Genomic DNA, 25026 nt, shown 5'->3' on the forward strand with positions numbered 1-25026 from the left:
GATGAAGGGATACATGCTTATAGGCGGTAAGAGGGTCTTTAAGAAGGAAGAGATAGAGATCAGATTTCCCTACGATAACTCCTTAGTTGGGACGATTCCGAGGGGTGATGAGAGGGATGCTCAACTTGCTGTTGAAGTAGCAGAAGTAGGTTTTAAAAAGCTCAAGGAAATGACGGCCTACGAGAGGTTTAGAGCCCTTGAGAAGGCAGCAAGGATCATATCAAAAAGGTCTCAGGAGTTTGCTCAACTTTTAACGCTGGAAGTTGGGAAAACTATTAAGGAGTCAATGGGGGAAGTCGGAAGGGCCGTTAATACGCTTACCCTTTCTGCAGAAGAGGCAAAGAGGGTTCTAGGGGAGGAAGTCCCTTTTGAGGGAGCTCCTGGAGTAAAGGGAAAGGTAGGCTTTTATAGAAGAGTTCCCATTGGAGTTATTGGGTGCATTACTCCTTTTAACTTTCCTCTAAACCTTACCTGCCATAAAGTAGGTCCTGCTTTGGCTGCAGGAAATTCTGTAGTCATAAAACCCTCTGAAAATACCTCACTAACAGTTATAAAGCTTGCAGAAGTTCTAATAGAGGCAGGTTTCCCTCCCGAGGCAGTTAACGTTTTAACCGGATACGGTGAAGAGGTTGGAGATGCTCTGGTTAGAAACTCAAAGGTAAGGATGATTACCTTTACGGGTAGCGTAGAAACTGGAAAGGTTATTATGAGCCGAGGGGGGCTGAAGAAGTACGCTATGGAGCTAGGTTCTAACGCTGGAGTTTATGTTGATAGGGACCAAAGCTCAAGGTTAAAGGAACTAGCAGAGAGGATAGGAAGGGGTGGTTTTACGCTTGCCGGTCAGGTGTGTATTTCCGTTCAAAGGGTATTTGTCCACTCTGAAGTTTACGATGGCTTTTTGAAGGAGCTCTCCTCATTTGCAGAAGGCCTTAAAGTTGGTGATCCTCGCAGTGAGGATACCGACGTTGGCCCGGTTATTGATAAAGGAGCAGCCGATAGGATAATGGACTGGATAGAGGAAGCCTTAAGTAAAGGTGCAGAGCTCGTGTGTGGAGGAAAGAGGTTATCCGATACCCTGATAGAGCCTACCGTTATTAGGGACGTTCCAAGGGATTCAAAGCTATTTAGGAAGGAGGTTTTCGGTCCGGTTATAGTTGTTAACAGGGTTTCTTCCCTTGAAGAGGCAATTGAGATGATTAACGACTCTCCTTACGGCCTTCAGGCTGGAATCTTTACAAATGACCTAAAGGGAGCCATGAAGTTTGCCCAGGAAGTTGAGTGTGGCGGAATAACGGTTAACGAGATTCCAACCTTTAGAGTAGATCAGATGCCCTACGGAGGGGTTAAAGAGAGCGGTATAGGTAGGGAAGGGCCTAAGTTTGCAGTTGAGGAGATGACAGAGATAAAAACTATTTGCTTTGACCTTAACTACTGAAGTTATTTTCACTTTTTAAACTTTTCTTTAAGTCTTCTTTCAACCGCCTTTGTTACGAACTGGGAAACGTCTCCCCCGTAGGAGGCTATTTCTCTAACTGCGGAGGAGGAGAGGTAGGCGTAGTCGTCTGAGGGCATTAAGAAGACTGTTTCAATTTCCGGGTAGAGCTTCCTGTTTAGTGAAGCCATTGTAAATTCATGGTCCATATCTGAAACGATTCTTATTCCCCTTAGTATTGCTACTGCCCCTTCCTTTTTCGCAAATTCTACTAGTAAAGAATTGAAGGTTTTTACTTTTACTTTACCTTCAAGTCCAACTTCTTTTAGGCTTTCTTCAAACATTTCCTTTCTTTCCTGTAGGGTGAAAAGAGGTTTCTTCTTTGGGTTTTCGGCTATTCCAACTATCAGTTCTGGAAATAGTTCTAGACCCCTTCTAACTATGTCTAGGTGGCCAAAGGTAACCGGGTCAAAAGTTCCTGGGTATATGGCTCTTTTAATCATCTGAAACCTCCTGTCTTCCGAATTTTAACAGCTAATTGATGCAACGGTTTTTATATTCAATTTTCTTTATATTCAATAAACTTTATTAATATTAGTAAATTAGAAAAGGTTGACTTAATAAAAAACTTTTTATATAAATCTGGATACATGCGGTTTACATCAAATTAACATTTGATGGGAGGAGTTATTGGAATTCCACATAGATAGGGCAAAGGTCCTTCCTAAGGCTAATGTTTGGGAGTTCCTTGAGGGGTTAAAGAGGCGCTTTAAGCTGATAGCCCCTGTAAAAGAGGGGGAAAAGTGCTCATATAAAGAGATCTCCGATGTAACTACCGTTGAGTTAAGCTATACGAGAACGGTTCTACCTCCGAAAAAGTACCTCCTTCCCTACAGAAGGGAGAGGTTCTCTTATAACCCTGAAACTATGGAGTTTAAAACTTTTAACTCTATCCAGGAGCAAGTAATCTTTGGAGTTCACTCCTGTGACCTTCATGGAATTTCAATACTTGATTCAGTCTACCTAAAGGAAAACCCCGACCCCCGCTATTTAGAGGTCAGGAAGAAAACGATCCTCATCGGACTTTCCTGCTATCCAGATGAGTACTGTTTTTGCCTTTCAACTGGAACGGCCTTTCCGGACGGGGCAAACTGGGATCTTTTCCTAACTGATATAGGGGCTGATTACTTCGTTTCAATTGGGAGCCCTAAGGGGGACGAGATAGTTCTTACCTTAAAGAACCTATTTAGAGAAATTGAAAAGGAGGACTTGGAGCTCTACAAAAGGAGTACCCGTAAGAAGAAAGAAGCTTTTAATAGAAAGGAGCTTCCCGACCTTGAAAGGATTTCCCAGTTAATTGAGCTTGAGTACGACTCTCCGGTTTGGGAAGAGGAAGCTAAGAAGTGTTTAGGTTGCGGAACGTGTACTAACGTATGCCCTACCTGCTTCTGCTATACCAGCGTTGATATTCCCGACTTAGAAGGGAAAGAGGTTAAGAGGGTAGAGTTTGTTACTTCCTGTCAGTATCCTTACTACTCCTTGGTTGCAGGTGGACACTACTTTAAGCCGACAAGGACTTCCCGCTTTAGGCACCGTTATTACCACAAGTTTGTTGGCTTCCCTTACCAGGTTGAGAAGTTAGGCTGTGTCGGCTGTGGAAGGTGCAGTTCAGAGTGTCCAGCCGAAATAAGCATAGTGAGGACTATTAAGAAGTTGAGAGGAACGGATGAAAAAGAGCTTAGAGAAGCTGTTAAATAAGCCCCTTCCTGCTGATCCGTTTTTACCCCAGAAGGTAGTTATAACCGATGTGGAGGAGCTAGCTCCTGAACATAAGAAGTTCACCTTCTCATTCCTTGAACCTAGCTCCTGCGAGAGGTGGAACCACATTCCCGGCCAGTTTGTAATGCTTACTGTACCTAAGGCCGGAGAGATACCGATTTCTATCTGTTCGTCCCCAACGAGGAAAGGTGTTATAGAGCTTACAGTTAGAAAAGTTGGTAGGAAGACGGAGGTTCTCCACTCCTTAGGCCCTGGAAGCGTAGTTGCACTGAGAGGACCTTACGGTAACGGTTTTCCGATTGGAATTATGGAAAACCACAACGTTTTGATAATAGCCGGAGGTTTAGGTATAGCTCCACTTCGCTCTTTAATCTGGTACATCCTTGATAGACGCCATCTCTTTAAGGAAGTTTACCTCCTCTACGGAACGAGGAACTACTCCTCTGTTCTCTATAAAGATGAGCTCTCCAGGCTTAAGGAGAGGAAGGATATAAAGTGCCTTTACATCCTTGATAGGTTGGAGACTCCCGAGGATGAGGAGTGGAGCCAGGGAAGGGAAGGACTCATTACGGATCTTATCCCTGAAGTTTCCCTTGAGCCGAAAGAGACTTACGTTGCCGTGTGCGGTCCGCCCATTGCTTATAAGTTCATAGGGAAAGAGCTCTTGAAAAATGGTTATCCTGAAAGCCAAATTTTCGTTTCTCTAGAGAGGAAAATGGAGTGTGGCATCGGTAAGTGTGGCCACTGTCAAATTGGATACAAGTTTGCCTGCGTTGATGGTCCAATTTTCCCTCTGTGGGATACAAAAAACCTTCCGGAGATGATTTAGATGGTGAAAATAGGAGTTATTGGTCTAACGGGATGTTCAGGTTGTCAGTGCGAAATACTTAATTGTCAAGATGCCCTTTTGAAGTTGCTTTCAAAGGTTGAGATTTCCCTCTTTCCCCTTGCAAAGGATGACAACTTAGAGGATGAGCTTGACCTCTTATTCGTTGAGGGGTCAGTTTCAACGTCCCTTGACAGGGATTGGCTTTTGAGACTTAGGGAGAGGACAAAGGTCCTCGTTGCTGTTGGTTCCTGTGCCTGCTACGGGGGAGTCCAAGCCCAGAGGAACGATGAAGTTCAGATTGAGGAGATGGTAAAAGAGGTTTACGGTAGTTGGAAACTTCCTTTTGAGGTCTTTAAGCCCTCTCCCGTTTCTGAGTTTGTAAAAGTTGATTACTTCCTACCTGGGTGTCCTTTAGATAAAAAGCAGTTTGTCTATACTGTTTCATTTCTTCTTAACGGGGTCAAGCCTTTCTTTCCAAAGATTCCCGTCTGTCATGAGTGTAAACTTTCGGAGAACGAGTGTCTCCTTTTAAAGGGAATTCCTTGTCAAGGGCCCGTTACTTATGCTGGGTGTGGAGCTCCCTGCACTTCAAAGGGAGTAGGATGCCAGGGCTGTAGGGGGGACTGTGACTTTCCAAACCACGAGGAGATTATCTCCATACTTACAAAGAAAGGACTTTCCTACGAAGATGCCCTTAAGTTCTTGAAGGTCTTTAGAGGGAATACCTTCAGAGTGAGGAGAGTAGATGAAAAAGGAGCTTAACGTTAATCACTTAACTAGGGTTGAGGGACACGGAGCGGTAGATATAGTTATTGAGAATTCAAGGCTTTCTGAAATCAGGTTAAGGTTTGCTGAAGGTCCTAGGTTCTTTGAAGTTATAACCAAAGATAGGCTCTATACTGAGATACCAAAAATAGTTTCTAGGATCTGCGGAATCTGTTACGTTTCCCACAGGCTGGCCGCTGTTTTTGCCATTGAAGATGCCTTTAGGGTTAAGGTAAACAGAGGGATTGAACTTTTAAGGAGTTTGTTAACCGTTGGGGAATTCTTGGAGAGCCACTCCCTTCACATTTACTTCCTTGCCCTTCCTGACTACATGGGGTACCCGTCAACTTTGGCTATGGTTAAAGATTACCCGAACGTGGTAAAGAGGGGTTTTAAGCTGAAGGAAGTTGGAAACAGGATAATGAAGTTAATCGGCGGTAAAACTGTTCACGGTGAGAATATACTAGTTGGCGGTTTTGCCTCTATTCCTTCTCGGGAGGAGTTAGAGGAGGTAGGAAGGAGCCTTTTAAAGTTAATACCTGAGATTGAATCTACCTTATTCTTTCTTGACGGCCTTGAGTATCCGGAGTTTGAGTCTTCCCACGAGATGGAAATGTGCCTTAATTCGCCATCTCCTTCACTCTTTTCTTCAGAGGTTTCCCTTTCCGATGGAACAAATTTCACAAAGAGGGAGTATGAACTCTTTGTAAGAGAGGAGGTATCCCCTTACAGTACCGCAAAAGTTTCAAAGGTAAAAGGAAAGCCTTTCTTAATAGGCCCTCTTGCAAGGGTTAACAGGCTTGAACTTCACCCGAAGGTTCTGGAATTAACAAAGAGGTTGAAACACTCTTTCCCTTCTAAAAACAGCCACTTGGCAAACCTTGCAAGGGCAGTTGAGCTCCTTGATGTTGCTTACAGGGGAGTTGAGTTTGTTGAAGAGCTCCTTTCTCTCTATCCTTTTGAGCCTACGGTTGAGGTTAATCCGAGGGAAGGAACAGGTTTTGGAGTTAAAGAAGCTCCAAGGGGAACTCTCTACCACAAGTACACCTTTGATTCAAAGGGAAGGTGTATCGGAGCAAACATAATAACTCCGACTGCTCAGCTTCAGTCTGTAATTGAGGATGATTTAAGGGCTCTTGTTGAAACGAGTCTTGATAGTGAAGATTCAGAGATTAAGAAGAGAGCTGAGGTCCTTATAAGGGCTTACGATCCGTGAATTGCCTGTGCAGTCCACCAGTTTGGTGGAGAGTTTGAGACTGTAAGGGTTATAAGGAGATAGACGTGGTAGAAAGGTGTAGGCTCTTTAGTGACTTTTCTCCCATTGAGAAGGGAACGCTGTCTGGAGTTTTAATCCCGGTCTCTTTTAGTAAAGGTGAAATACTCTTTGATGAATTTCAGGAGGCCGATTCAGTTTACTTCATTATGGAGGGAAGTGTTGGCCTTTACAGGAGCGATAACTTCGGAAGGTGGACTAAAGTTGCCCTTATTTATAAGGGAACTCCTTTAGGGGAGTGTGCCTTCTTTTTAAACGCTCCTCACTCATTAAGGGCTGTTGCTGAAAGCCCCGTTAAGGCTTTGAAAATCACTAAAGAGGGAGCTGAAAGCTTAAAGAGAGAAGCTCCGAAAGTTTATGCAAAGTTGGTTGAAAAGCTCGTTTCTGTTATGGCGGAGAGGTTGAAATCTTCAGACTTTAAGTTCTCACAAATCTGCGGATTTTTCTCCGTTCCAGGAGGAGGTAGATGGAAAAGGTAGTGGGAGCTCTAGTTCTAGTTCCTTGGCTGCTGGCCCTTTTAGTCTTCATTTCACCCTGGCATAGGGTTAGGCAGTTCTTTACTTTCCTTTCACTTCCTATACTGACTTTTCTTACCTATAGAGTTTCAGCTGGGAACTTACCTCTTTTGGTTGAAACTCCAAACTGGTTAAACGGTTTTGTTACCCTTTACGACTTTCTCCTCCTTTTCTACTTCCTTTATCAAGGTTTAAAGTTTAGGAACTTTTTAGTTTCAGTTCTCTCTCTCTTCCAGCTCTTTCTACTTGTATGGGTTTTAAAAGTCCTTCCCCACAAGGAGGGGGCGGAGCTCTTAGTTGATAGGCTGACCGTCTTTATGTACTGGATTGTTGCAACCGTTGGAACTTTAATTGCCTTTTACGCTACCAAGTACATGGAGCAGGAGGACTTAAGTAGGGAGAACAGGTTCGTTTCAGTTCTCCTTTGGTTCTTGGGAGTTATGAACTTTGCAGTTTCCGTTAATAACCTGGAGTGGTTCTTTGCACTCTTTGAGACCACGACCCTTGCCTCTTACGTCCTGATCAGGTTCAGGTGGGATGAGATTTCAATTAAAAATGCCCTAAGGGCTCTCTGGATGAACCAGATCGGTGGAGTTGCTATCCTCCTGGCAATCCTGTTTGCAGTTAAGTACTACGGAGTTTACAGGTTTACAGAGATTCTCTCAATGAAGGGACATTTAGTTTCTATGGTTCCCTTGAGCTTCCTGGCAATTTCAGCTTTAGTTAAAGGGGCTCAGCTTCCCTTCCACAGGTGGCTTTTAGGGGCAATGGTTGCTCCTACTCCCGTTAGTGCAATTCTCCACTCTGCAACTATGGTAAAGATTGCTCCTTACTTAATTTTGAGGCTCTCTCCCGTAATTAAGGGGACCCTTCTGGCTAAACTTTTGATTATCACAACAGGTTTCGTTTTCGTTTCTGCGGGCCTTTTGGCCCTTACCCAGAGTAACTTTAAGAAGATACTTGCCTATTCGACAATTTCCCTCCTTGGCCTTATGATGTTAACCGGTTCAATGGGAAGTCCTACCGCCGTTTTGGCCTCTCTCCTTCTAATTCTCTTCCACGCCGTTGTAAAGGCCCTCCTCTTTATGGAAGCCGGAGTTATGGAGAAGTTGTTTAAGGCTAAATATATAGAGGATATAAAGAGGCTTGTGGAGAGAGCTCCAGTAACGGTTCTCTTTATCTCCATAGGCTTTATGAGTATGACCATAGTCCCTTACGGTATTTTTGTTGCAAAGTGGTTAACTATTGAGGAAGCATCAAACTTCCTCTCCCACGGGGCTTACATCAGTTCAATAATCTTCGTTGCAATCGGCGGAGTAATCCTTTCACTCCTTTACTTTAAGGTAATAGGGGTTATGACCAGAAAGAGGGAGGAGTTCGTTAGGTTTAGACTGGAGAGGCTTCCATTTGTTTACCTGTTTTCAACCGTTCCTTTAGTCCTGTTTACAGTTTTTGGTTCGCTTTTCATAGCCAGACTCTCAGCAGAGCTGATTAATCCGGTTGTAGCTCAGGTTGTAGGCTCTCCTGCACCTGTAAAAGCCGCTGGTCTAACCTTAATAACTGGAGTTTCAGCCCTCTACGGCTGGCAGATAATAGGTGCCTTCCTCCTTCTCCTCATTGTTCCTATTCTTGCCTACTTTGTTCACTTTTCAGGTACCGATAGGGTGTTCCCCTATACCTGTGGGGAGAGGGTAGATTTAACCCTTGGAACTTACAACTTCTTCTGCGTTTCATCCATTGAACCCTTTGTTGAAACGGCATCAGTAGCTCTCTTCATTCTGACCCTCGTTCTTGGAGGAGGTCTAGTATGACTCTTGCTTTAGTCCTCACTCTCCTTTCTCCCATTATAGGCGGTTTCGTTTACGGTTTTGAGAGGATTTTAAGGGCAAGGATGCAGGGAAGGGTCGGTCCTCCACTCCTACAGCCCTTTTATGACTTCTTTAAGCTCTTAGAGAAGAGGAGTTTAATAGTTCACTCTTTCCACGCCTTTATGGGAATTATGTATCTACTTGGAACCTGGTTTTCCCTCTACGTTCTCCTTTCAGGCGGTGACATTCTGGTTGCTATATTCTTCCACCTATTGTCCCTTGCCTTCTTGGTTGTCGGAGGTTTCAGCGTTCGTTCTCCCTACTCCATCATCGGTTCAATGAGGGAGCTCCTCCATATGGTGGCCTACGAGCCGGTTTTCGTCCTTGCTGCTGCGGGGCTTTACCTTGTAACCGGTACCTTTCAGGTTTCTGAGATCCTTCACTCTGACCAACTTCCCATCCTTTATGTTCCGCTTGTCTTCCTGTCTCTCCTCTTGGCACTTCCATCTGTCTTGAAGAAATCTCCCTTTGACCTTTCGGAAGCTCACCAGGAGATAATAGGCGGACCTGAGATTGAGTACTCGGGTAAGTACTACGAGGCGGTTTATACTGCAAAGTGGATTGAGTACGTCTATGCTTTCTTCTTCGTCTTCCTATTTGCAGGTGGTAAGTGGTGGTTGGGAGCTCTCTTAGTTTTATTTTCCTTCTTTCTAGTTAACCTTATAGATAACGTTACTGCAAGGTTTAACTTCAGACAGATGGTTGCCTTTCACTGGTACATCCTAATTCCCCTTACAGTTATTAACCTTATGCTACTTGCCCTCTGGAGGAACTGAGTATGGATCTAAAGAAGTTTAGGAGTAAGTCTCCCTGGCTCCTTCACTACAACACAGGAAGCTGTAACGGGTGTGACATTGAGATCCTTGCCTGTCTTGCTCCAAAGTATGACCTTGAGAGGTTCGGGATACTCAACAGGGGGAACCCGAAGCAGTCTGATGTCCTCATCGTTACCGGCCCTGTAACTAAGAGGGCGAGAGAAAGGTTGATTCGCCTCTACCTGGAGATGCCTGAACCGAAAGTGGTTGTTGCAGTTGGGGCCTGTGCCTGTACCGGCGGCGTCTTTAGGCACATGTATAACGTTTTAAACGGTGTTGATAAGGTGATTCCCGTTGACGTCTACGTTCCCGGCTGTGCTGCAAGGCCTGAGGCGATAATAGATGGAGTTGTTAAAGCCCTTGAAATCCTTGAGAGGAAGAGAAAAGATTTTGTTCCCCCGAAAGTCTGTAAGAACCTTGAAGTTAAGGAGCCGGTCAACAGGAAGTTCTTTTTGGAAAAATGTCTGGGGGTAAAGAATGGAAGTTGAGGAGATTAAAGTTCCTCTAAGGGACGTTAGGAAAACTATTAAGGAGTTTTACGAAGAGGATAAGTGGCACTTTATAACTGTTAACGCCGTTGACTTGGGCGGAAAGGTTGAACTAAAGTGGTTTTTCTCCCCTTACGGTGAAAAGGAACGCTTTAAGGTTGTTGTATCTGAGGTAAGCTACGACGAGGAGATTCCAACAATTACCTACCTAATTCCTTCAGCCTGGATTTCAGAGTGGGAGCTTGCAGACCTGTTTGGGCTTAACGTTGAAGGGGCGAAGACTGGTTTGTTCCTTGAGCCTGATAGTCCTAAGGCACCTTTAAGGAGAGGTTAGAGATGGGAAATAGGATAACAATTCCCTTTGGTAGTCAACACGTTGCTCTTCCAGAGCCTATAAAGTTCGTCTTTCAGACTGAGAACGAGAGGATTACTTCAGTTGAGGTTGACGTCGGTTATGTTCACAGGGGAATAGAGAAGGCCTGTCAGACCAAGTTTAAGTACACTCAGGTTGGATACGTTGTGGCGAGGGTTTGTGGACTGTGTTCTATTTCCCACACCCTTGCTTACGTTACGGCGGTTGAGAGGTTAATGGAAGTAGAGGTTCCAAAGAGGGCCCTTTACCTGAGGTTGATAGTTAGTGAGCTTGATAGGGTTCACTCTCACCTCCTTGCCATGGGGCACACGGCCGAGGTTGCAGGTTATGAAAACCTCTTTATGCAGACCTTCAGGTATAGAGAAACGGTTATGGAGCTCCTTGAACTTTTAACGGGAAACAGGGTTCAGTATGACTATGCCTGTATCGGTGGAGTGAACAGGGACGTAACCCCTGAGGTGGCCAAGACCCTTAAGGAGAGGTTGAAGGAGCTTAAGGAGAAGTGTCTGTGGATTAAAGATGTCTTTGAAAACGACCTTACCCTGAAGTACAGGTGGAAAGGTGTGGGGGTTGTTACAAAAGAAATGGCAAAGGAGTTTAACGTTGTCGGCCCTCCTGCAAGGGCTGCAGGCCTTGAAACCGACTGTAGGGCTGAGTTTAACTACCTACCTTTTGATGAGGTTGGCTACAAAATGGTAGTTCGGAAGGGGGGCGATATTTACGATAGGAACCTTGTCAGGGCATATGAGGTTCTAAACTCAATAGAGATGGTTGAAAACGCCCTTGACTCCCTCCCTCAGGGAGAGATAAAGGTTCCAGTTAAAGGCCTTCCCGATGGAGAGAGCTTTGTAAGGGTTGAGGCTCCAAGGGGGGAGCTCTTTTACTACGTAAAGGGTTCAAAGAAGTTGGTCCTAGATAGGGTGAGAATCAGAGTTCCCACCTTTGCAAATATCCCTGTTATGAAGGAGCTCTTTATCGGAATGGATTATTCAGACGTTCCGGCAACAGTTATCAGCTTTGACCCGTGTCTATCATGTACCGCAAGGTAGGAGGAAGTGTGAGGTTTTTCCTTCTCCTCTTATTAGTTACTCAGGCATTTGGTTATTCCTTTGCCTGCAGTAGTGACTGTTACCAGTGCCACACCATTCCAAAGGATAGAGACCATGAACCTATTAAGACGTGTACCAAGTGTCATGGGGAACACTCAGAAGGAGCCTTGGGGGGAAAGTGCGGGGCAGACTGTTTTGACTGTCATGATTACAGGAAAGTTTCCCGTTCTTCAAAGGCCCACAGAGTTTTAAGTAGGTGTATTGAATGCCATAAATCCTTAAAGTTGAAGAGCCTTCCTGAACCTTTAAAGGCTCTTTTAGGAGGAAGTAATGAAGGAGATGTTAATCCAGACTATTAAAAACCTATTTAGCAAACCAGAAACTGTTAACTACCCTGCAGAGCCCTCCCCTACTCCTCCCGGTTATAGGGGGCTAATAGTTTACGATGAGAGCCTCTGTATCTTCTGCACTAAGTGTGAGATTGTTTGCCCTCCGGGGGCTATAAGGTTCGTTTATACTGATGAAGGGGAGAAGAAGTATAACTACAATCCATACCTGTGTATTTACTGTGGTGAGTGTGTAAGGGCCTGTCCAAAGGCGGGAGTTCTGGTTCAGGTTGAGGAGACTGCACCTCCTGAGGTTTCCCTTCCAGACTGGGACTCTATTGAAAGGGAGGCCGATGAGAGTAAGAAGCGCTTCCTTTCACGTAAGAAAAAGAGCTTAAACCCCTCTAAGAAGAGAACTTCTCAATGAGGGAGAGGAGGAGATCTTTATTTCTCAAGTTCCTCTTTGTTAGTTCCTTTACGTCGTCAAGAATCAGAAGTAGGTCTTTGTTATCAAGCTTAAGGATCTTTTCTATGAGGGGTCTCTTCCTCTCCTGGAATTTCTTTATCTCCTCCAAGTCCTCCTTTGTTACCCTTCCTGCGTCAAGGAGGCATCTTAAAAAGATATTCTCACTACGGAGAACTTCTGCTAGCTCCTTAATTGTACTCTTAGGCATCTTAGCTCCAGCATACGTTTCTTTAGTTTAATTTAGCTCCTTTAACTGTAAGAGGAGGTGACTTACGTCAAACTGTAAGTTAAAAACTTGTTAAAATAATGTTAAAATATTTGTGCTTTTTGAACAAAGGACCTGGAGGGCAAGTTGGAAAAGAAGAAAATAACTATAGTTGGGGCTGGTAATATCGGCTCTACTTTGGCTCTTCTCCTTGCTAGGAGGGAGACTGCAGACATTACCCTCATTGATATAAACGAGGGGGTTGCTAAAGGTAAGGCCCTTGACATAATGGAAGCCTCTCCTATCCTTGGCTTTAACTCCCACGTCGTTGGAACCGGCGACTATAAGGATACTGCCAACTCCGACGTTGTAGTGATTACGGCCGGCTTTCCTAGGAAGCCGGGAATGAGTAGAGATGACCTTCTCTTTAAGAACTATGAAGTTGTTAAGAGCGTTTGTGAGCAAATTAAGAGGTACTCCCCTGAGGCTTTCGTTATTGTAGTTACAAATCCCCTTGACGCTATGACCTATACTGCTCTTAAGGTGACTGGGTTTCCAAAAGAAAGGGTTATGGGAATGGCAGGGGTTCTTGATTCATCCAGGTTCGCTTACTTTATTTCCGAGAAGACGGGAATTTCGGTTGAGAACATTAACGCCTTCGTGATAGGGGGACACGGTGATGATATGGTTCCCCTCCGTAAGTTTACGACTATAGCAGGTATGCCTGTAACTAACTTCCTTTCCAAAGAAGAGCTTGAGGAAGTGATTGAGAGAACAAGATTTGGAGGAGGAGAGATAGTCCAGCTCTTAAGGACCGGAAGTGCTTTCTACGCTCCTGCAGCTTCAATTCTTGATATGGTCCTTGCAATTTTATGGAATAAGAGGAAAATACTCTCTGCAAGCGTTTACCTTGACGGGGATGTTGGGGAGTACTACGGGGCTTCTGGACTTTGTGTTGGAGTTCCGATAGTCCTTGGAAAGGATGGGGTTGAGGAAATAATAAAGCTTGACCTTTCAGATGAGGAGTGGGCAGACTGGAGAAAGTCCGTTGATTCGGTGAGGAAGTTAGTTGAGAAGTTACCCCTTTAAACTGGAGGATCTATGAGGGAAGTTCACGTAGAAAAAGTTAAAGAAACTGTCAAAAGGCTATGTATGGAGGCTAACTACTTCCTTCCTAAAGATGTTTTAAACGCTTTTAAAGAGGGTAAAGAGAAAGAGGTTTCTCAGATTGGGAAAAACGTATTTAACATACTTGAGGAGAACGCAAAGATTGCTTCTACTGAGGAAATTCCCTACTGTCAGGATACCGGTTTTGCGGTAGTTTTCCTTGAGATTGGTCAGGACGTAAGGTTTGTAGGTGGGAGCCTTGAAGAGGCGGTGAATAGGGGAGTTGCTGAAGGTTATACTGAAGGTTACCTAAGGAAGTCAATCGTTTCAGACCCCCTCTTTGATAGGAAGAATACCGGTGATAACACTCCTGCAGTAATCCACTACAGGATAGTACCCGGTGATAGAGTTAAGATAACCGTTGCAGCCAAAGGTGGCGGAAGTGAGAATATGAGCCGCCTTGCAATGTTAAAGCCGGCTGATGGACTTGAAGGGGTTAAGAAGTTTATTCTGAAAACTGTTAGTGATGCAGGTCCCAATCCGTGTCCTCCTATAATTGTTGGAGTTGGGATTGGCGGGACTTTTGAAAAAGTCGCTTACCTTGCCAAAAAGGCCCTCTTGAGGCCTATAGGACACAGGAATCCAGATCCCCGTTACGCTAGGTTTGAAGAGGAGCTCCTTGAAGAAGTAAATAAGCTCGGCATAGGTCCTTCGGGATTTGGTGGGAAAGTTACTGCCCTTGATGTTAAGATTGAGTGGTACCCCTGCCATATAGCTTCCCTTCCTGTTGCTGTGAACATTCAGTGCCACGCTTCAAGGCATAAGGAGGCTGAGATTTAAACTTTCTTAGCTGTAAAGAGGAAAACTCTATACTCTACTACCGGATTTTTACTGTAGATTTCAAGGAACTTGATTACCTCTCTTCTCTTTCCCCTTCCGTAGGGGTTCTTTGCCCCTATCTCTGTTACTGCTTTTAGGGCCTCTTTTGAGCTTTTAAACTCCATTTTTAGGTTCAGTCTTTCAAATTCAATTAGCTCAAAATTTCCCTTTAGGCCTTTGAAGACTTCCTCCTCTTTGGGGAATTTGAAGAGGAGTAAGGAGCTCCCCGTCTCCCTCCAGCACTCAAAGAGCGTTTTTAAACTCCCTTCAACTGGAATAGATGCAACGAAGAAACCTCCTTTTCTTAAAACCCTTCCGATTTCAGAGAAGCTTCTTTTAATTTGAGTCCATTGAAGGGCAAAGTTTGAGATTACACACTTAAAGGTTGAGTCTTTAAAGGGCAGTTCCTCAGCGTCTGCGCATACGCCTAAATTCCACCTCTTTCTTGCTTCCTTTACCATCCCTAAGGCTATGTCAAGGCCAAGAGCTCCCTTTGGAGTAAGGCTTCCATCTCCACAGCCGACGTCAAGCAGAGGGTATGGGTTTTCAATTAGGTTAAGCCTTTTAAGGAGCTCCTTCCCGGCTCTCTTTTGAAGTAGAGCTCTATTTCCGTATTTCCTTGCGGCAGCTGAAAAGCTCTTTTTAACTCTCTCCTTCATGACGCTAAAGAATATAATTTCTGAAACTGTGGAGGAAACCTTGAGCTGGATAGAGAGGAGAAGGACAAGGACCGTTTGGGTCGGTAGAGTTCCCATTGGAAGTTCCCATCCTATAGTTGTTCAGTCAATGACGAACACTTTTACTGAGGACGTTCCTGCAACTGTTGCCCAGATAAAGGAGCTTGAAAGGGTAGGTTGTGAGGTAGTCAGGGTTGCAGTTCCATCCGTTGAGGCAGCAAGGGCAATCTCAAAGATAAAGGAACAGATTTCAATTCCCCTCATAGCAGATATCCACTTTGACCATCGCCTTGCCCTTTTGTCAATTGAGGAAGGTGCGGACTGTATAAGGATAAATCCGGGAAATATTGGAGCTGAATGGAAGGTTAAGGAAATAGTTAACTTAGCTAAGGAGAGGGGAATTTCAATAAGAGTTGGAGTGAATGCAGGTTCAATTCCCTCTGAGTTAATTAATAAGTACGGCTCTCCTAAACCTGAAGCCCTTGCAGAGGCCGCTTTAAGTTACTCTAAACTCCTTGAGGATTGGGGATTTACGAACGTTAAGTTCTCCCTTAAAGGTTCAGACGTTAAGACAACGGTTCTTGCCAACAAGATTTTTGCGTCTCAGACCGATTACCCGATACATATTGGAATTACTGAGGCAGGAACTTTTATCTCCGGTGCAGTTAAATCCTCCGTTGGAGTTGGGATTCTCCTTTACGAAGGAATTGGAGATACTTTAAGGATTTCCCTTACTACCCATCCAAAGGAAGAGGTAAAGATAGCCTATAAGATACTCTCAGCCCTTGAGCTGAGGAAAAGAGGAGTTGAGGTGATTTCCTGCCCGACCTGTGGAAGGTGCTTGGTTGATGTTGAGGGGCTGGCAAAGGAAGTGGAGGAGAGGCTTGAGCATATAGATAAACCTTTAAAGGTTGCAGTTATGGGCTGTGCAGTTAACGGTCCGGGGGAGGCCAGGTTTGCAGACGTCGGGATAGCAGGAGCCGGAAACTACTTTATCCTATTTGTTAAAGGTAAAGTTGTTGAAAAGTTAAGACCTGAGGAGGCCTTAAACAGGTTGGTTGAAGAAGTTGAGAGGCTTGCGGAGGAAAGGTGAAAGTAAGGAGCGTTTTTATAGAAAAAATGAAAGTTCACGTTAAGTGTGGAGTTTATAAGGAGGAGAGGGAACTTGGAGTGCAGGCTGAAGTTTCCGTTAAGGTAACCTCAGATGAGTTTGTGGATTATCAGGAGCTCCACTCCTTAATTCTGAGGGTTTCGGCTCAAACTTTCACTTACATTGAGGACTTTCAAGATCAACTTCTTGATGAAATTAAAAATAAATGGAATCCTAAAAAAGTTATGATAAAAATTGCTAAAATTAGTATTCCATTTCAACACAGTTTTGAAAGGGCGGGGGTGGAGCTGATATGGAAGAGAGAAGAATAGAGTGTAAAGTTTTGAAGAGAATAAGGGAGAAGAAAGAGTTAACTCCCCAGGAGCTTCAGTTCATAACGAAAGTTGCAAAGGAAGAACTAAAGTTCTTAGCGAGGAACAACATTCCTCTTACTCCGGAAAACTACGTTCTTTGGTTTGAGATTTTCTGTTACATCATGGAAAACAATCTAAACCTTTCTGACCTTGAGATTATAGGGCTCTTTAAGGAGAAGTACCCAACAAGCGAGAAGGTTGAAAGTATACTGGTTTCTGTTGATCCAGAGGAGAAGGAGATAATAAGGAAAGTTTCTGAAAAGATAGTTGAAGAAGTTAATACGCTAATTGAGACCTTAGAAACTCACAACAGGAATATTGAGGAAAAAGAGGCCTCCTTTAAGGAAATAAGGGAAAAAGTTTCGGATAATACTGTAAAGGAGCTTCTCGGGAAAATTTTATCTGAGCTCTCGGATATAAAAAAGCAAAACGAAGACCTTAAAAGTAAACTTGAGGAGGCTAATGCCCAAATAAATAAGTTAACTAGCGAGCTGGAAGAGACGAGGAAAGAGGCTTCAACCGACTTCCTTACACAGGTTGCAAACCGTGCAAGTTTTGATAGGGCAATATCAGATTTAGTTAACGATTTTTACAAGAGGAACTACCCCTTTGTCCTTCTAATGATAGACATTGATCACTTTAAGAAGATAAACGATACTTATGGTCATCAGGCAGGAGACTTTGTCCTCCGTGAACTTGCAAGGCTCTTAAAGAGCCAGTTGAGGGCTAGGGATATTATTGCAAGGTACGGAGGGGAGGAGTTCGCAATTCTTCTTCCGGGAATTACTTTCAGTCAGGCTATTAGAGTGGCTGAGAGGCTGCGTAGGACTGTAGAGAAACACCTCTTTAAATACGGAGATAGAGAGATTCCGGTTACAGTTAGTATAGGTGTGGCTCCTATGAGGGAAGGGCTTGACGAGACTTCTCTGGTTGAAAAGGCCGATAAAGCCCTATACCTCGCCAAACGTTCAGGAAGGAATCAGGTAAAGACAGACCTTGATGTGGAGTTAGAAGAGTGAGAGTTTTACTCCATATCTGCTGTGGGCCTTGTGCCTGCTATCCGATTAAGGTTTTAAAGGAAAGGGGTTATGAGGTTGTAGGCCTCTGGTATAACCCTAACATTCATCCCTGTACCGAGTTTGTAAAGAGAATGGAGGCTGTAAAGAAACTTGAAGAGATAGAGGGGATAAAAGTCATATACTTTGACTCTTATGAGCCGGAGAAATGGTTTAGGGCCGTAGCTTTTAGGGAAGAGAAGCCTGTAAGGTGCCAAATCTGTTACTCAATGCGCCTTGAGATGGCTGCTTCTGTTGCAAAGAAGGGTAAGTTTGACGCCTTTACATCTACCCTTTTCTACAGTAAGTATCAAAAGAGGGAGCTTATGGTTCCCCTTGCTGAGAATGCTTCAAAGAAGTTCGGTGTTCATTTCTTAGACGTTGACTTTCGGGAAGGTTGGAAAGAGGGAATAGAGGTTTCCAAGGATTACGGTCTCTACCGTCAGCAGTACTGCGGCTGCCTTTATTCGGAAAAGGAACGCTACTGTCCCAAAGGGAAAACTAAACCTGATTGGATTTTAAAGCAGGTAGTTGAAGAGGCTGAAAGGGTAGTTGAACACTACGGAAGTTAATTACCTATAATTAAATCTCCTAAATCCCTTTTAGGAGGCTCTTTCTTGAAAAACCCCTTCCTTGAAAGCAAGAAGATATGGGTGCTTGACGGTGCAATGGGAACCATGCTAATGAAGAAGGGGCTTGACGTTAATTATGCCCCAGAGCTCCTTAACGTAAAGCACCCTGAAGTTTTAAAGGAAATTCACTCTGAGTACATTGAAGCCGGTGCAGACATAATAGAGACCAACACTTTCGGTTCCAACAGGATAAAGCTCTACCACTACGGTTTAGAGGATAGGGTAAGGGAACTAACTGCTGCCGGCGTGAAACTTGCTAAAGAGGTAGCTAGAGGTAGAGCTCTTGTAGCCCTTTCTGTTGGCCCTACAGGTATCTTCGTTGAGCCTGTTGGAGATTATACCTTTGATGAAGTTGTTGACGTTTTCAAGGAACAGATAGAGGCCGGCGCAGATGCAGGTGCAGACCTTATCCTAATTGAGACTATGTCTGATATAAAGGAGGCAAAGGCTGCCGTAGTTGCTGCCCAGGAGGTTTGTGACTTACCTGTGATGGTAAGTATGACCTATCAGGAAGACGGTAGAACTCTCCTGGGAACTCCTCCTGAAGTCTCTGCTGCAGTCTTTGAAGGTTTTAAAGTGGCAGCTATAGGTGCCAACTGTTCGCTTGGGCCGGAGAGGTTTACTGAACTCATTAAGAAGATGGCTGAGGTTACCCAAACTCCGATAGTAGTTTACGCTAACGCTGGCCTTCCAGTTCTGAAGGACGGTAAGACCATATATCCGGAACCGCCTGAAACCTTTAGAAAGTACGCTGTAGAGTTTGTTAAGGCCGGTGCCAACATAATTGGTGGTTGTTGTGGAACTACTCCTGAGCACATAAGGGCGATTAAGGAGGCTGTTAAGGACTTAAGGCCCGTTCCAAGGAACCCTGTTAGAGGGTTAAAGGTTGCAAGTAGGACACAGCTCGTTTTAGTAGGTTCAGACTACCCAACGAGGATAATAGGTGAAAGGATAAACCCTACCGGAAAAAAGAGGCTTCAGGAGGCCCTTAAGAAGGGGGACTTTAGCCTCGTGAGGGAAGAGGCTAGGAAACAGGTTGAGGAGGGAGCGGAGCTCCTTGACGTTAACGTAGGGGTTCCGGGAATTGATGAGGTAAAGGCTTTAAAGGAGGCTGTAAGAACAGTTATAGAAGCAGTTGATGTTCCGATTGTAATTGACAGTAAAGACCCTAAGGCCGTTGAAGAAGCTTTGAAGATGGCCGATGGAAGGCCTATTGTTAACTCCTGTTCTGGAGAGGAGAAGGACATAGAGAATATCCTTCCTCTGGCTAAGAAGTACGGAGCCAACGTTCTACTCCTTGCAATAGACGATGAAGGCCTTAAGGAAAAGGCTGAGGATAGGGTAAAGGTTATTGAGAACCTCCTTAAAGAGTGTGAAAGGGTCGGAATAGATAGGAATTCTACTATTGCCGATGTCTTAAACCTTGCAGTTAGTGCAATGCCTGAATCAGCAGTTGAGACTTTGAAGGCGATAAGACTTGTAAAGGAGAAGTTTGGAATACCGACAACCCTTGGGGTTAGCAACGTCTCTTTTGGCCTTCCATCCCGTTCCCTTATAAACTCTGCCTTTATGGCTATGGCCATTTACAGCGGTCTTGACAGTGGCATACTCAACCCAAGTGATAGCCGAATGGTAGAGACCGTATACGCCTCAGACGTTTTAGTAGGGAAGGACAGGGGGGCTGAGAGGTTTGTTTCAAAGTTTCAGAACTACAAACCTAAAGGGGAAGATAAAGAATGTAGGGAGCTCCTTGCGAAGATTCACGCCCTTACAGGCGGTTTTTTGGAAGGAAAGAAGGTTGAACTTAAAGAAGTAAAAGAGGAAAAAGGAAAGGAGGTTAGGGAGAGTGATAAAGAGGAAGAGGAGGGAGCTCCTTCAGGTATTTTAGGGGAAATCTTTAGGAAGGTCCTTGAAGGGGATAAGGAAGCAATAGTTAGCTTAACTAAAGAGGCCTTAAAGGAGCATGAGCCCCTTGAGATAAGTGATGAGGCTTTAATAAAGGCCCTAGACGTTGTTGGGAAGAGGTTTGAAAGGGGAGAGATATTCCTTCCTCAGATGCTCCGTTCAGCCCAGGCAGTTCAGGCATCATTTAACGTTTTAAAGGATGAGCTTAAGAAGAGGGGAAGTAGCGTAAAGGAGAGCGGAAAGATAGTAATGGCAACGGTTCACGGTGACGTTCACGAAATAGGTAAGAACATTGTAATAACTATGCTTGAAAATAGTGGCTTTGAAGTTATAGACCTTGGGACTAACGTTCCCCCTGAGGTAATAGTTGAAACTGCAAAGAAGGAAAACGCAGATATTGTCGGCCTTTCTGCCTTAATGACGACAACCCTTCCTTCAATGGAGGCAACGATAAAGGCCATTAGAGAGGCTGGTCTGAAAGTTCCCGTTATAGTTGGTGGTGCGGTGGTAACTCCGGAATACGCCAAGTCAATAGGGGGAATTTATGGAGGAGATGCCCAAGAGGCTGTTAAAATAGTTAAGCAACTTTTAAAGGAGGGAAAATGAGCTTTAAAGAGACAGATCTAGATATTCACAAGGAGATAGAGGAACTTAAGTCTTTAATAAGGGACGTTCCAGACTTTCCAAAGCCCGGTATAGTCTTTAAGGATATTACGCCTCTCCTCCATAAACCTTGGGCTTTCCAGAAGGTAATAGACTACATAGGGAACCGTTATATAGGTGCAGGGGTTGAAATAGTAGCAGGGATTGAGTCTAGAGGGTTCATTCTGGCCTCTGCACTCGCCTATAAGATAGGCGCAGGCCTTGCAATTATCAGAAAGCCCGGAAAGCTCCCGTATAAGACCGTCAGTGCCAGCTATACCCTTGAGTACGGTCAGGACACTATAGAAATTCACGAGGATGCTATAACAAAGGGTACAAAAGTTGTGCTTATAGACGATGTCCTTGCAACCGGTGGGACTATGAGTGCAGCAATTGACCTTGTTGAAAAGTTGGGAGGTAACATAGTAAGCGTTGATTTCCTCCTGGAACTTACCTTCCTTGGAGGGAGGAAGAGGATACTGGAGAAGGGTTATCCCGTATTTTCATTAATAAAGTTTTAAAGGAGTTCTAGATGAAGAAGAGGGTGGTAATAACCGGTTTAGGGGTTGTTTCTCCGGTAGGGAGTGACGTTGAAACCTTCTGGAAGAATATAACTTCAGGGAAGTCCGGAATAGGAAGGATTACAAAGTTTGACCCAACCGGCTTTCCAGTTCAGATAGCAGGAGAAGTTAAAGACTTTGATCCTTTAAAGTACTTTGATAAGAAAGAAATCAGGCGCCTTGACCCATTTATTCAGTTTGCAGTTGCAGCGGCAGACCAGGCAGTAAAACAGGCTGGAATTGACTCAGACGATATAGACAAGGAAAGAGTAGGCGTTTTTATAGGCTCAGGAATAGGGGGACTTAGTACTACTGAAGAACAGCACAAAATCCTCCTTGAGAAGGGGCCTAGGAGAATTTCCCCCTACTGCGTTCCTATGGAAATTATAAACATGGCTTCAGGTATGGTTTCAATAAGGTTTGGATTTAAAGGGCCTAACATTTCCGTAGTTACCGCCTGTGCAACCGGAACTCATTCAATTGGGGAGGCGTACAGGGCTATCCAGTACGGAGATGCTGACGTTGCAGTTGCTGGAGGAGCTGAGAGCTGTATAACTCCTTTAGCCGTTGCAGGTTTTGCCGCTGCTAGAGCCCTTTCTACGAGGAACGATGAGCCTGAAAAGGCAAGTAGGCCTTTTGAGAAGAACAGGGACGGCTTTGTTATGAGTGAAGGGGCAGGTATTGTAGTCCTGGAGGAGTACGAGCATGCTAAGAGGAGGGGAGCTCAAATACTTGCAGAAGTTGTCGGCTATGGAGCAAGCGGTGACGCTTACCACATGACGGCACCGGCTCCTGGAGGGGAAGGAGCTGCAAGGGCGATAAGGAACGCCCTTAAGGATGCTGGAATCTCCCCAGAGCAGATAGACTACATTAACGCCCACGGAACTTCAACTAAGTTTAACGACCTTTACGAGACGATGGCCATAAAGGAGGTTTTTGGGGATCATGCTTATAAAGTAAAAATCAGCAGTATAAAGTCTATGATCGGCCACCTTTTAGGTGCTGCCGGTGGTGTAGAAGTTGTATCCTCCGTTCTTACCCTCCTTACAGGCGTTATACCTCCTACTATTAACTACGAAGAGCCAGACCCAGAGTGTGACCTTGACTACACTCCAAATCAGGCTGTAGAGAAGGAAGTAAAGTACGTTCTCAAGAACTCCTTTGGATTCGGTGGAACGAACGCATGTTTAGTTTTAAAGAAGATTTAAATTTTGTTCAGGAAGATAAGTTGGTTGAGCTTGAGAGGAGGCTCAATTATACTTTTAAGGATAAGGATCTTTTGAAAAAGGCCCTTATCCACCGTTCCTTTGCATTTGAGAAGGACCTGAAGGATAACTACGAAGTCTTAGAATTCTTGGGAGATGCAGTAATTGGCCTCATAGTTAGCGAAGAGCTGATAAAGAGGTTTCCCGATAAGAGGGAAGGGGAACTGAGTCAGATAAGGGCCTTTTTAGTCAGTGAACCTTCCCTTTCAAAGCTTGCAAAGTCAATAGGGCTAGGGGAATTCCTCTACCTTGGAAGGGGAGAGAGGCGAACTGGAGGGAAGGAGAAGAGTTCTATCCTCTGTGACGTCTTTGAGTCTATCTTTGGAGCTCTCTACCTTGATGCCGGCTTTGATAAGGCGAAAGAGATATTTAATAGGAAGTTCCTTCCGCTGATGTGGGAGATTTTAGAGAGAGCTCCAACCTATAAGGACTTTAAAAGCTACCTTCAGGAAGTTACCCAGAGGGAGTATAAGGTCCTTCCCCAGTATAGGCTCCTTGATTCAGTTGGCCCTGAGCACGATAAAGAGTTTATAGTTGAGTGTAAGGTAAAGGAGCTTAAAACTGTTGGAAAGGGTAAGACTAAGAAAGGTGCTGAGCAGAATGCTGCTAAGGAGATGTTAAAGGTCCTCGGGGTGATAGATGAGGGTGGAGAAGGTTAATATAGCTCTTGTTTCCTCTTCTCCGAGGAGAAGGGAAATTTTAGAAATGGTCGGTTTTAACTTTAGGGTAATTAAGGTTGAAACCGAGGAGAAATTGGAAAGTTCACCTTATTTAACTACTGTGAAAAACTCAGAGCTGAAAGTTTTAGCTGCTAAAGGTTTAATCAACGACGGAGAAATTGGCCTTGCTGCCGATACAATTGTAGTTATGGGCGATGAGATTTTGGGGAAACCAAAAGATGAAGGGGAGGCTAGGGAGTTCCTTAAAAAGCTCTCTGGGAAGTGGCATACGGTGATAACCGGTTTTGCCCTTTTAATAGGGGAAAGGTTAATTTCTGGATTTGAGGAGACAAGGGTAAAATTTAAGAAGCTAACTCTTCCTGAAATTGATTGGTACATTTCTACTAGAGAGCCACTTGATAAGGCTGGAGCTTACGGGATTCAGGGCAAAGGTGCTCTTTTTATAGAAACTATTGATGGGGACTTTTTTAACGTTATGGGACTACCTATTGGGAGGATATACGATATACTTGAACTTGAAATAGAAGGTGGAGGGAATTAAGTGGACTGGGGAGTTATTACTGCACTCGTTGCTATGATCTTTGCAGTTCTTGGTATAGGAATAGGGTTCTTTATGTCGAAGGTTCTCTCTGAGAAGAGAGAAGAAGTTCAGGTTTCTGCTCTTGGGGATAGATTAGAGGGAATAACTAGTAAGATATCTGAAACGGTAGAAAAGGTAAATCAGAAGTTAACGGATTTAAAAGAAGAAAAACTATTTCAGTTGAAGGAAGAACTCTCTTTTTTAGAGGAAGAAGTAAAGCGTCTTAAAAAGGAAATAGCTTCACTTCCACTTTCTACAGGAAGCCTTGAAGCAGTTGAAAGAGCTGAGAAACTCCTAAAAGAGATTGAATTTTCCCTACCGGAGGTTGATAACTCTCTACTTACCCAGGTAAAGGATAGCTTAATTATAGTTAGGAACGATGTTCAGAACTTAATTCAGATGGAGAAAGAGAAACAGAAGAAAGAAACATCAGTTCAAGTTCCTGAACTGGAAGATCTCCTATCTTCTATTAATTCTGCATTGAAACTTTCAAAGGAGATAAACACCTCACTTGTGAAGAGTGAGTTGCTAACTTTAGCTTCCTCAATAAAAGGAGATATAGGAGAGGGAGTAGTTAAAGAGCTTGATAAACAGGCTTTAAACTCAAAGGAGTTAATCTTACTTCTTGAGAGTATAAAGAAAGAGCTTGAAGGGGTAAAGAGATGAAAGTTCTATTTGCTGACGATAAAGAGACTTGGCATAGGTTATTTGAAATTGTTTTATCCTTAAGGGGAATTGATGTATCCCATGCCTATACACCGAAGGAGACCATAAATAAAGCTGTTTCTGAGAAACCTGACGTTGTTATAGCTGATGTTACCCTTTCCTCAGGTTCGGCTTACGACGTTATAAGGGATATTACCGATTTGGGGATACCTGTAATAGTTATAGGTCATAGGTCAGAGGGTTTTGATCCTGAAAAGGCCAAATCTTTAGGTGCTTATGCTGTATTAGAGAAGCCATTTACCGTTGAGGAACTGGTTTTTCTCCTGAGAGAACTTAAAAAAGAGAAACCTTTTTTTGAATTTAAAAGGGAAGAGGCTCTCGTTATACCTGCTGGAGGGGAAGTTCAAGAGTTAGTTCCTGAAGAGAAGGAGGAGGAAGTAATAGATCTTGAGGAAAGTCCAATAGAAACTATTGAGTTAGAAGAGCCTTATGAAGAAGAGGTTCCTATGATTGAAAAAAAGGAAGTTGAATCTACTGCCGAACCTAAAGAGTTTATTGAGGAAGTTTCTAAACCTGTAGCTGAAGGAATTTCAAAGAAGTCTGAACTCAATTTGCCGGCTGAAAAAGTTGAAGAGATAGTTAAGGAAATAGCGTGGGAAGTTATTCCAGAAATTGCAGAGAAGGTTATTAGGGAGGAGGTTGAAAAGTTAATCAAGAGCAGGCTTGCTTAG

General features: G+C 44.0%; 29 protein-coding genes. 26 read left to right on the plus strand and 3 right to left on the minus strand.

All coding sequences use genetic code 11. From position 1 onward, the window contains the following. Position 1 precedes the first annotated feature (1 nt). Positions 2–1435, plus strand: a complete 1434-nt coding sequence (locus C7457_RS02160; RefSeq protein WP_121169800.1) for an aldehyde dehydrogenase family protein — start codon at positions 2–4, stop codon at positions 1433–1435. Positions 1436–1443: 8 nt separating this feature from the next. Here the strand turns inward: C7457_RS02160 and coaD are convergent, their stop codons facing one another. Then, positions 1444–1935 carry a pantetheine-phosphate adenylyltransferase gene (gene coaD, locus C7457_RS02165; RefSeq protein ID WP_121169801.1) on the minus strand — a complete coding sequence of 164 codons (492 nt, stop codon included), beginning with the start codon at positions 1933–1935 and terminating at the stop codon, positions 1444–1446. Between the two features lie 187 nt (positions 1936–2122). Between coaD and C7457_RS02170 the strand changes: the two genes are divergently transcribed. The 12 genes from C7457_RS02170 to C7457_RS02225 all read left to right on the plus strand — a co-directional run bounded on the left by C7457_RS02170 (position 2123) and on the right by C7457_RS02225 (position 11939). Beyond that, entirely contained in the window at positions 2123–3190 is a 1068-nt protein-coding gene (locus C7457_RS02170) for a 4Fe-4S dicluster domain-containing protein (protein WP_121169802.1), read from the plus strand. Then, positions 3159–4040, plus strand: coding sequence for an FAD/NAD(P)-binding protein (locus C7457_RS02175; protein WP_121169803.1), 882 nt, complete (start codon positions 3159–3161; stop codon positions 4038–4040). Before C7457_RS02170 ends, C7457_RS02175 begins: the two co-directional genes overlap by 32 nt. Next, positions 4041–4802, plus strand: a complete 762-nt coding sequence (locus tag C7457_RS02180) for an NADH-quinone oxidoreductase subunit B family protein (protein WP_121169804.1) — start codon at positions 4041–4043, stop codon at positions 4800–4802. Further along, positions 4786–6021: a Ni/Fe hydrogenase subunit alpha gene (locus tag C7457_RS02185; RefSeq protein ID WP_121169805.1), complete on the plus strand. Its 1236-nt coding sequence runs from the start codon at positions 4786–4788 to the stop codon at positions 6019–6021. The genes C7457_RS02180 and C7457_RS02185 overlap by 17 nt, the downstream gene beginning before the upstream one ends. A gap of 65 nt (positions 6022–6086) precedes the next feature. After that, a complete protein-coding gene (locus tag C7457_RS02190) occupies positions 6087–6557 on the plus strand; it encodes a Crp/Fnr family transcriptional regulator (protein WP_170137324.1) in 471 nt (156 codons plus the stop codon). Beyond that, complete coding sequence (locus C7457_RS02195; RefSeq protein ID WP_121169807.1) at positions 6545–8404, plus strand: proton-conducting transporter transmembrane domain-containing protein; 1860 nt, start codon at positions 6545–6547, stop codon at positions 8402–8404. Before C7457_RS02190 ends, C7457_RS02195 begins: the two co-directional genes overlap by 13 nt. Next, the gene (locus tag C7457_RS02200) at positions 8401–9237 is read left to right on the plus strand and encodes a complex I subunit 1 family protein (RefSeq protein WP_121169808.1); all 837 of its coding nucleotides are present in this window, start codon (positions 8401–8403) and stop codon (positions 9235–9237) included. Before C7457_RS02195 ends, C7457_RS02200 begins: the two co-directional genes overlap by 4 nt. 2 nt (positions 9238–9239) lie before the next feature. Continuing rightward, positions 9240–9764, plus strand: a complete 525-nt coding sequence (locus C7457_RS02205; protein ID WP_121169809.1) for an NADH-quinone oxidoreductase subunit B family protein — start codon at positions 9240–9242, stop codon at positions 9762–9764. Continuing rightward, complete coding sequence (locus C7457_RS02210; RefSeq protein WP_121169810.1) at positions 9754–10098, plus strand: NADH-quinone oxidoreductase subunit C; 345 nt, start codon at positions 9754–9756, stop codon at positions 10096–10098. The genes C7457_RS02205 and C7457_RS02210 overlap by 11 nt, the downstream gene beginning before the upstream one ends. Before the next feature lie 2 nt (positions 10099–10100). After that, on the plus strand, positions 10101–11186 hold the full coding sequence (locus C7457_RS02215; RefSeq protein WP_121169811.1) for a hydrogenase large subunit: 1086 nt from the start codon (positions 10101–10103) through the stop codon (positions 11184–11186). Between the two features lie 8 nt (positions 11187–11194). Beyond that, on the plus strand, positions 11195–11545 hold the full coding sequence (locus C7457_RS02220) for a hypothetical protein (RefSeq protein ID WP_121169812.1): 351 nt from the start codon (positions 11195–11197) through the stop codon (positions 11543–11545). Then, positions 11517–11939, plus strand: coding sequence for a 4Fe-4S binding protein (locus C7457_RS02225; protein WP_121169813.1), 423 nt, complete (start codon positions 11517–11519; stop codon positions 11937–11939). Before C7457_RS02220 ends, C7457_RS02225 begins: the two co-directional genes overlap by 29 nt. Here C7457_RS02225 and C7457_RS02230 read toward each other — a convergent pair. Beyond that, on the minus strand, positions 11917–12186 hold the full coding sequence (locus C7457_RS02230) for a hypothetical protein (protein WP_121169814.1): 270 nt from the start codon (positions 12184–12186) through the stop codon (positions 11917–11919). The two genes, C7457_RS02225 and C7457_RS02230, sit on opposite strands and share 23 nt — an antisense overlap. Before the next feature lie 144 nt (positions 12187–12330). On the opposite strand from C7457_RS02230, the gene mdh reads away from it, so the two are divergent. After that, complete coding sequence (gene mdh, locus C7457_RS02235) at positions 12331–13272, plus strand: malate dehydrogenase (protein ID WP_121169815.1); 942 nt, start codon at positions 12331–12333, stop codon at positions 13270–13272. 12 nt (positions 13273–13284) lie between these two features. Further along, positions 13285–14130: a fumarate hydratase gene (locus tag C7457_RS02240; RefSeq protein WP_121169816.1), complete on the plus strand. Its 846-nt coding sequence runs from the start codon at positions 13285–13287 to the stop codon at positions 14128–14130. Here C7457_RS02240 and C7457_RS02245 read toward each other — a convergent pair. Continuing rightward, positions 14127–14924 (minus strand): methyltransferase domain-containing protein, encoded by a 798-nt coding sequence (locus C7457_RS02245; protein ID WP_121169817.1) that lies wholly within the window; start codon positions 14922–14924, stop codon positions 14127–14129. The genes C7457_RS02240 and C7457_RS02245 overlap by 4 nt on opposite strands. On the opposite strand from C7457_RS02245, the gene ispG reads away from it, so the two are divergent. The 11 genes from ispG to C7457_RS02300 are packed head-to-tail and all read left to right on the plus strand — an operon-like array spanning position 14869 to position 25026. Then, positions 14869–15939: a flavodoxin-dependent (E)-4-hydroxy-3-methylbut-2-enyl-diphosphate synthase gene (gene ispG, locus C7457_RS02250; RefSeq protein WP_121169818.1), complete on the plus strand. Its 1071-nt coding sequence runs from the start codon at positions 14869–14871 to the stop codon at positions 15937–15939. The two genes, C7457_RS02245 and ispG, sit on opposite strands and share 56 nt — an antisense overlap. Further along, positions 15936–16268: a dihydroneopterin aldolase gene (locus tag C7457_RS02255; protein WP_245939561.1), complete on the plus strand. Its 333-nt coding sequence runs from the start codon at positions 15936–15938 to the stop codon at positions 16266–16268. The genes ispG and C7457_RS02255 overlap by 4 nt, the downstream gene beginning before the upstream one ends. After that, positions 16250–17329 carry a GGDEF domain-containing protein gene (locus C7457_RS02260; protein ID WP_121169819.1) on the plus strand — a complete coding sequence of 360 codons (1080 nt, stop codon included), beginning with the start codon at positions 16250–16252 and terminating at the stop codon, positions 17327–17329. Before C7457_RS02255 ends, C7457_RS02260 begins: the two co-directional genes overlap by 19 nt. Continuing rightward, entirely contained in the window at positions 17326–17937 is a 612-nt protein-coding gene (locus C7457_RS02265) for an epoxyqueuosine reductase QueH (protein WP_121169820.1), read from the plus strand. The genes C7457_RS02260 and C7457_RS02265 overlap by 4 nt, the downstream gene beginning before the upstream one ends. Positions 17938–17982: 45 nt before the next feature. Beyond that, positions 17983–20508 (plus strand): homocysteine S-methyltransferase family protein, encoded by a 2526-nt coding sequence (locus tag C7457_RS02270; RefSeq protein WP_170137326.1) that lies wholly within the window; start codon positions 17983–17985, stop codon positions 20506–20508. Between the two features lie 35 nt (positions 20509–20543). Further along, complete coding sequence (locus tag C7457_RS02275) at positions 20544–21065, plus strand: adenine phosphoribosyltransferase (protein ID WP_170137359.1); 522 nt, start codon at positions 20544–20546, stop codon at positions 21063–21065. 11 nt (positions 21066–21076) lie between these two features. Continuing rightward, complete coding sequence (fabF, locus tag C7457_RS02280) at positions 21077–22312, plus strand: beta-ketoacyl-ACP synthase II (protein ID WP_121169822.1); 1236 nt, start codon at positions 21077–21079, stop codon at positions 22310–22312. After that, positions 22288–23028, plus strand: coding sequence for a ribonuclease III (gene rnc, locus C7457_RS02285; protein WP_121169823.1), 741 nt, complete (start codon positions 22288–22290; stop codon positions 23026–23028). Before fabF ends, rnc begins: the two co-directional genes overlap by 25 nt. Then, positions 23009–23590, plus strand: coding sequence for a nucleoside triphosphate pyrophosphatase (locus tag C7457_RS02290; RefSeq protein WP_121169824.1), 582 nt, complete (start codon positions 23009–23011; stop codon positions 23588–23590). Before rnc ends, C7457_RS02290 begins: the two co-directional genes overlap by 20 nt. After that, positions 23591–24295: a hypothetical protein gene (locus C7457_RS02295; protein WP_121169825.1), complete on the plus strand. Its 705-nt coding sequence runs from the start codon at positions 23591–23593 to the stop codon at positions 24293–24295. Further along, positions 24292–25026: a response regulator transcription factor gene (locus C7457_RS02300; protein ID WP_121169826.1), complete on the plus strand. Its 735-nt coding sequence runs from the start codon at positions 24292–24294 to the stop codon at positions 25024–25026. Before C7457_RS02295 ends, C7457_RS02300 begins: the two co-directional genes overlap by 4 nt.

The sequence above is a fragment of the Thermovibrio guaymasensis genome (assembly GCF_003633715.1).
GTDB classification, from domain to species: Bacteria; Aquificota; Aquificia; order Desulfurobacteriales; family Desulfurobacteriaceae; genus Thermovibrio; species Thermovibrio guaymasensis.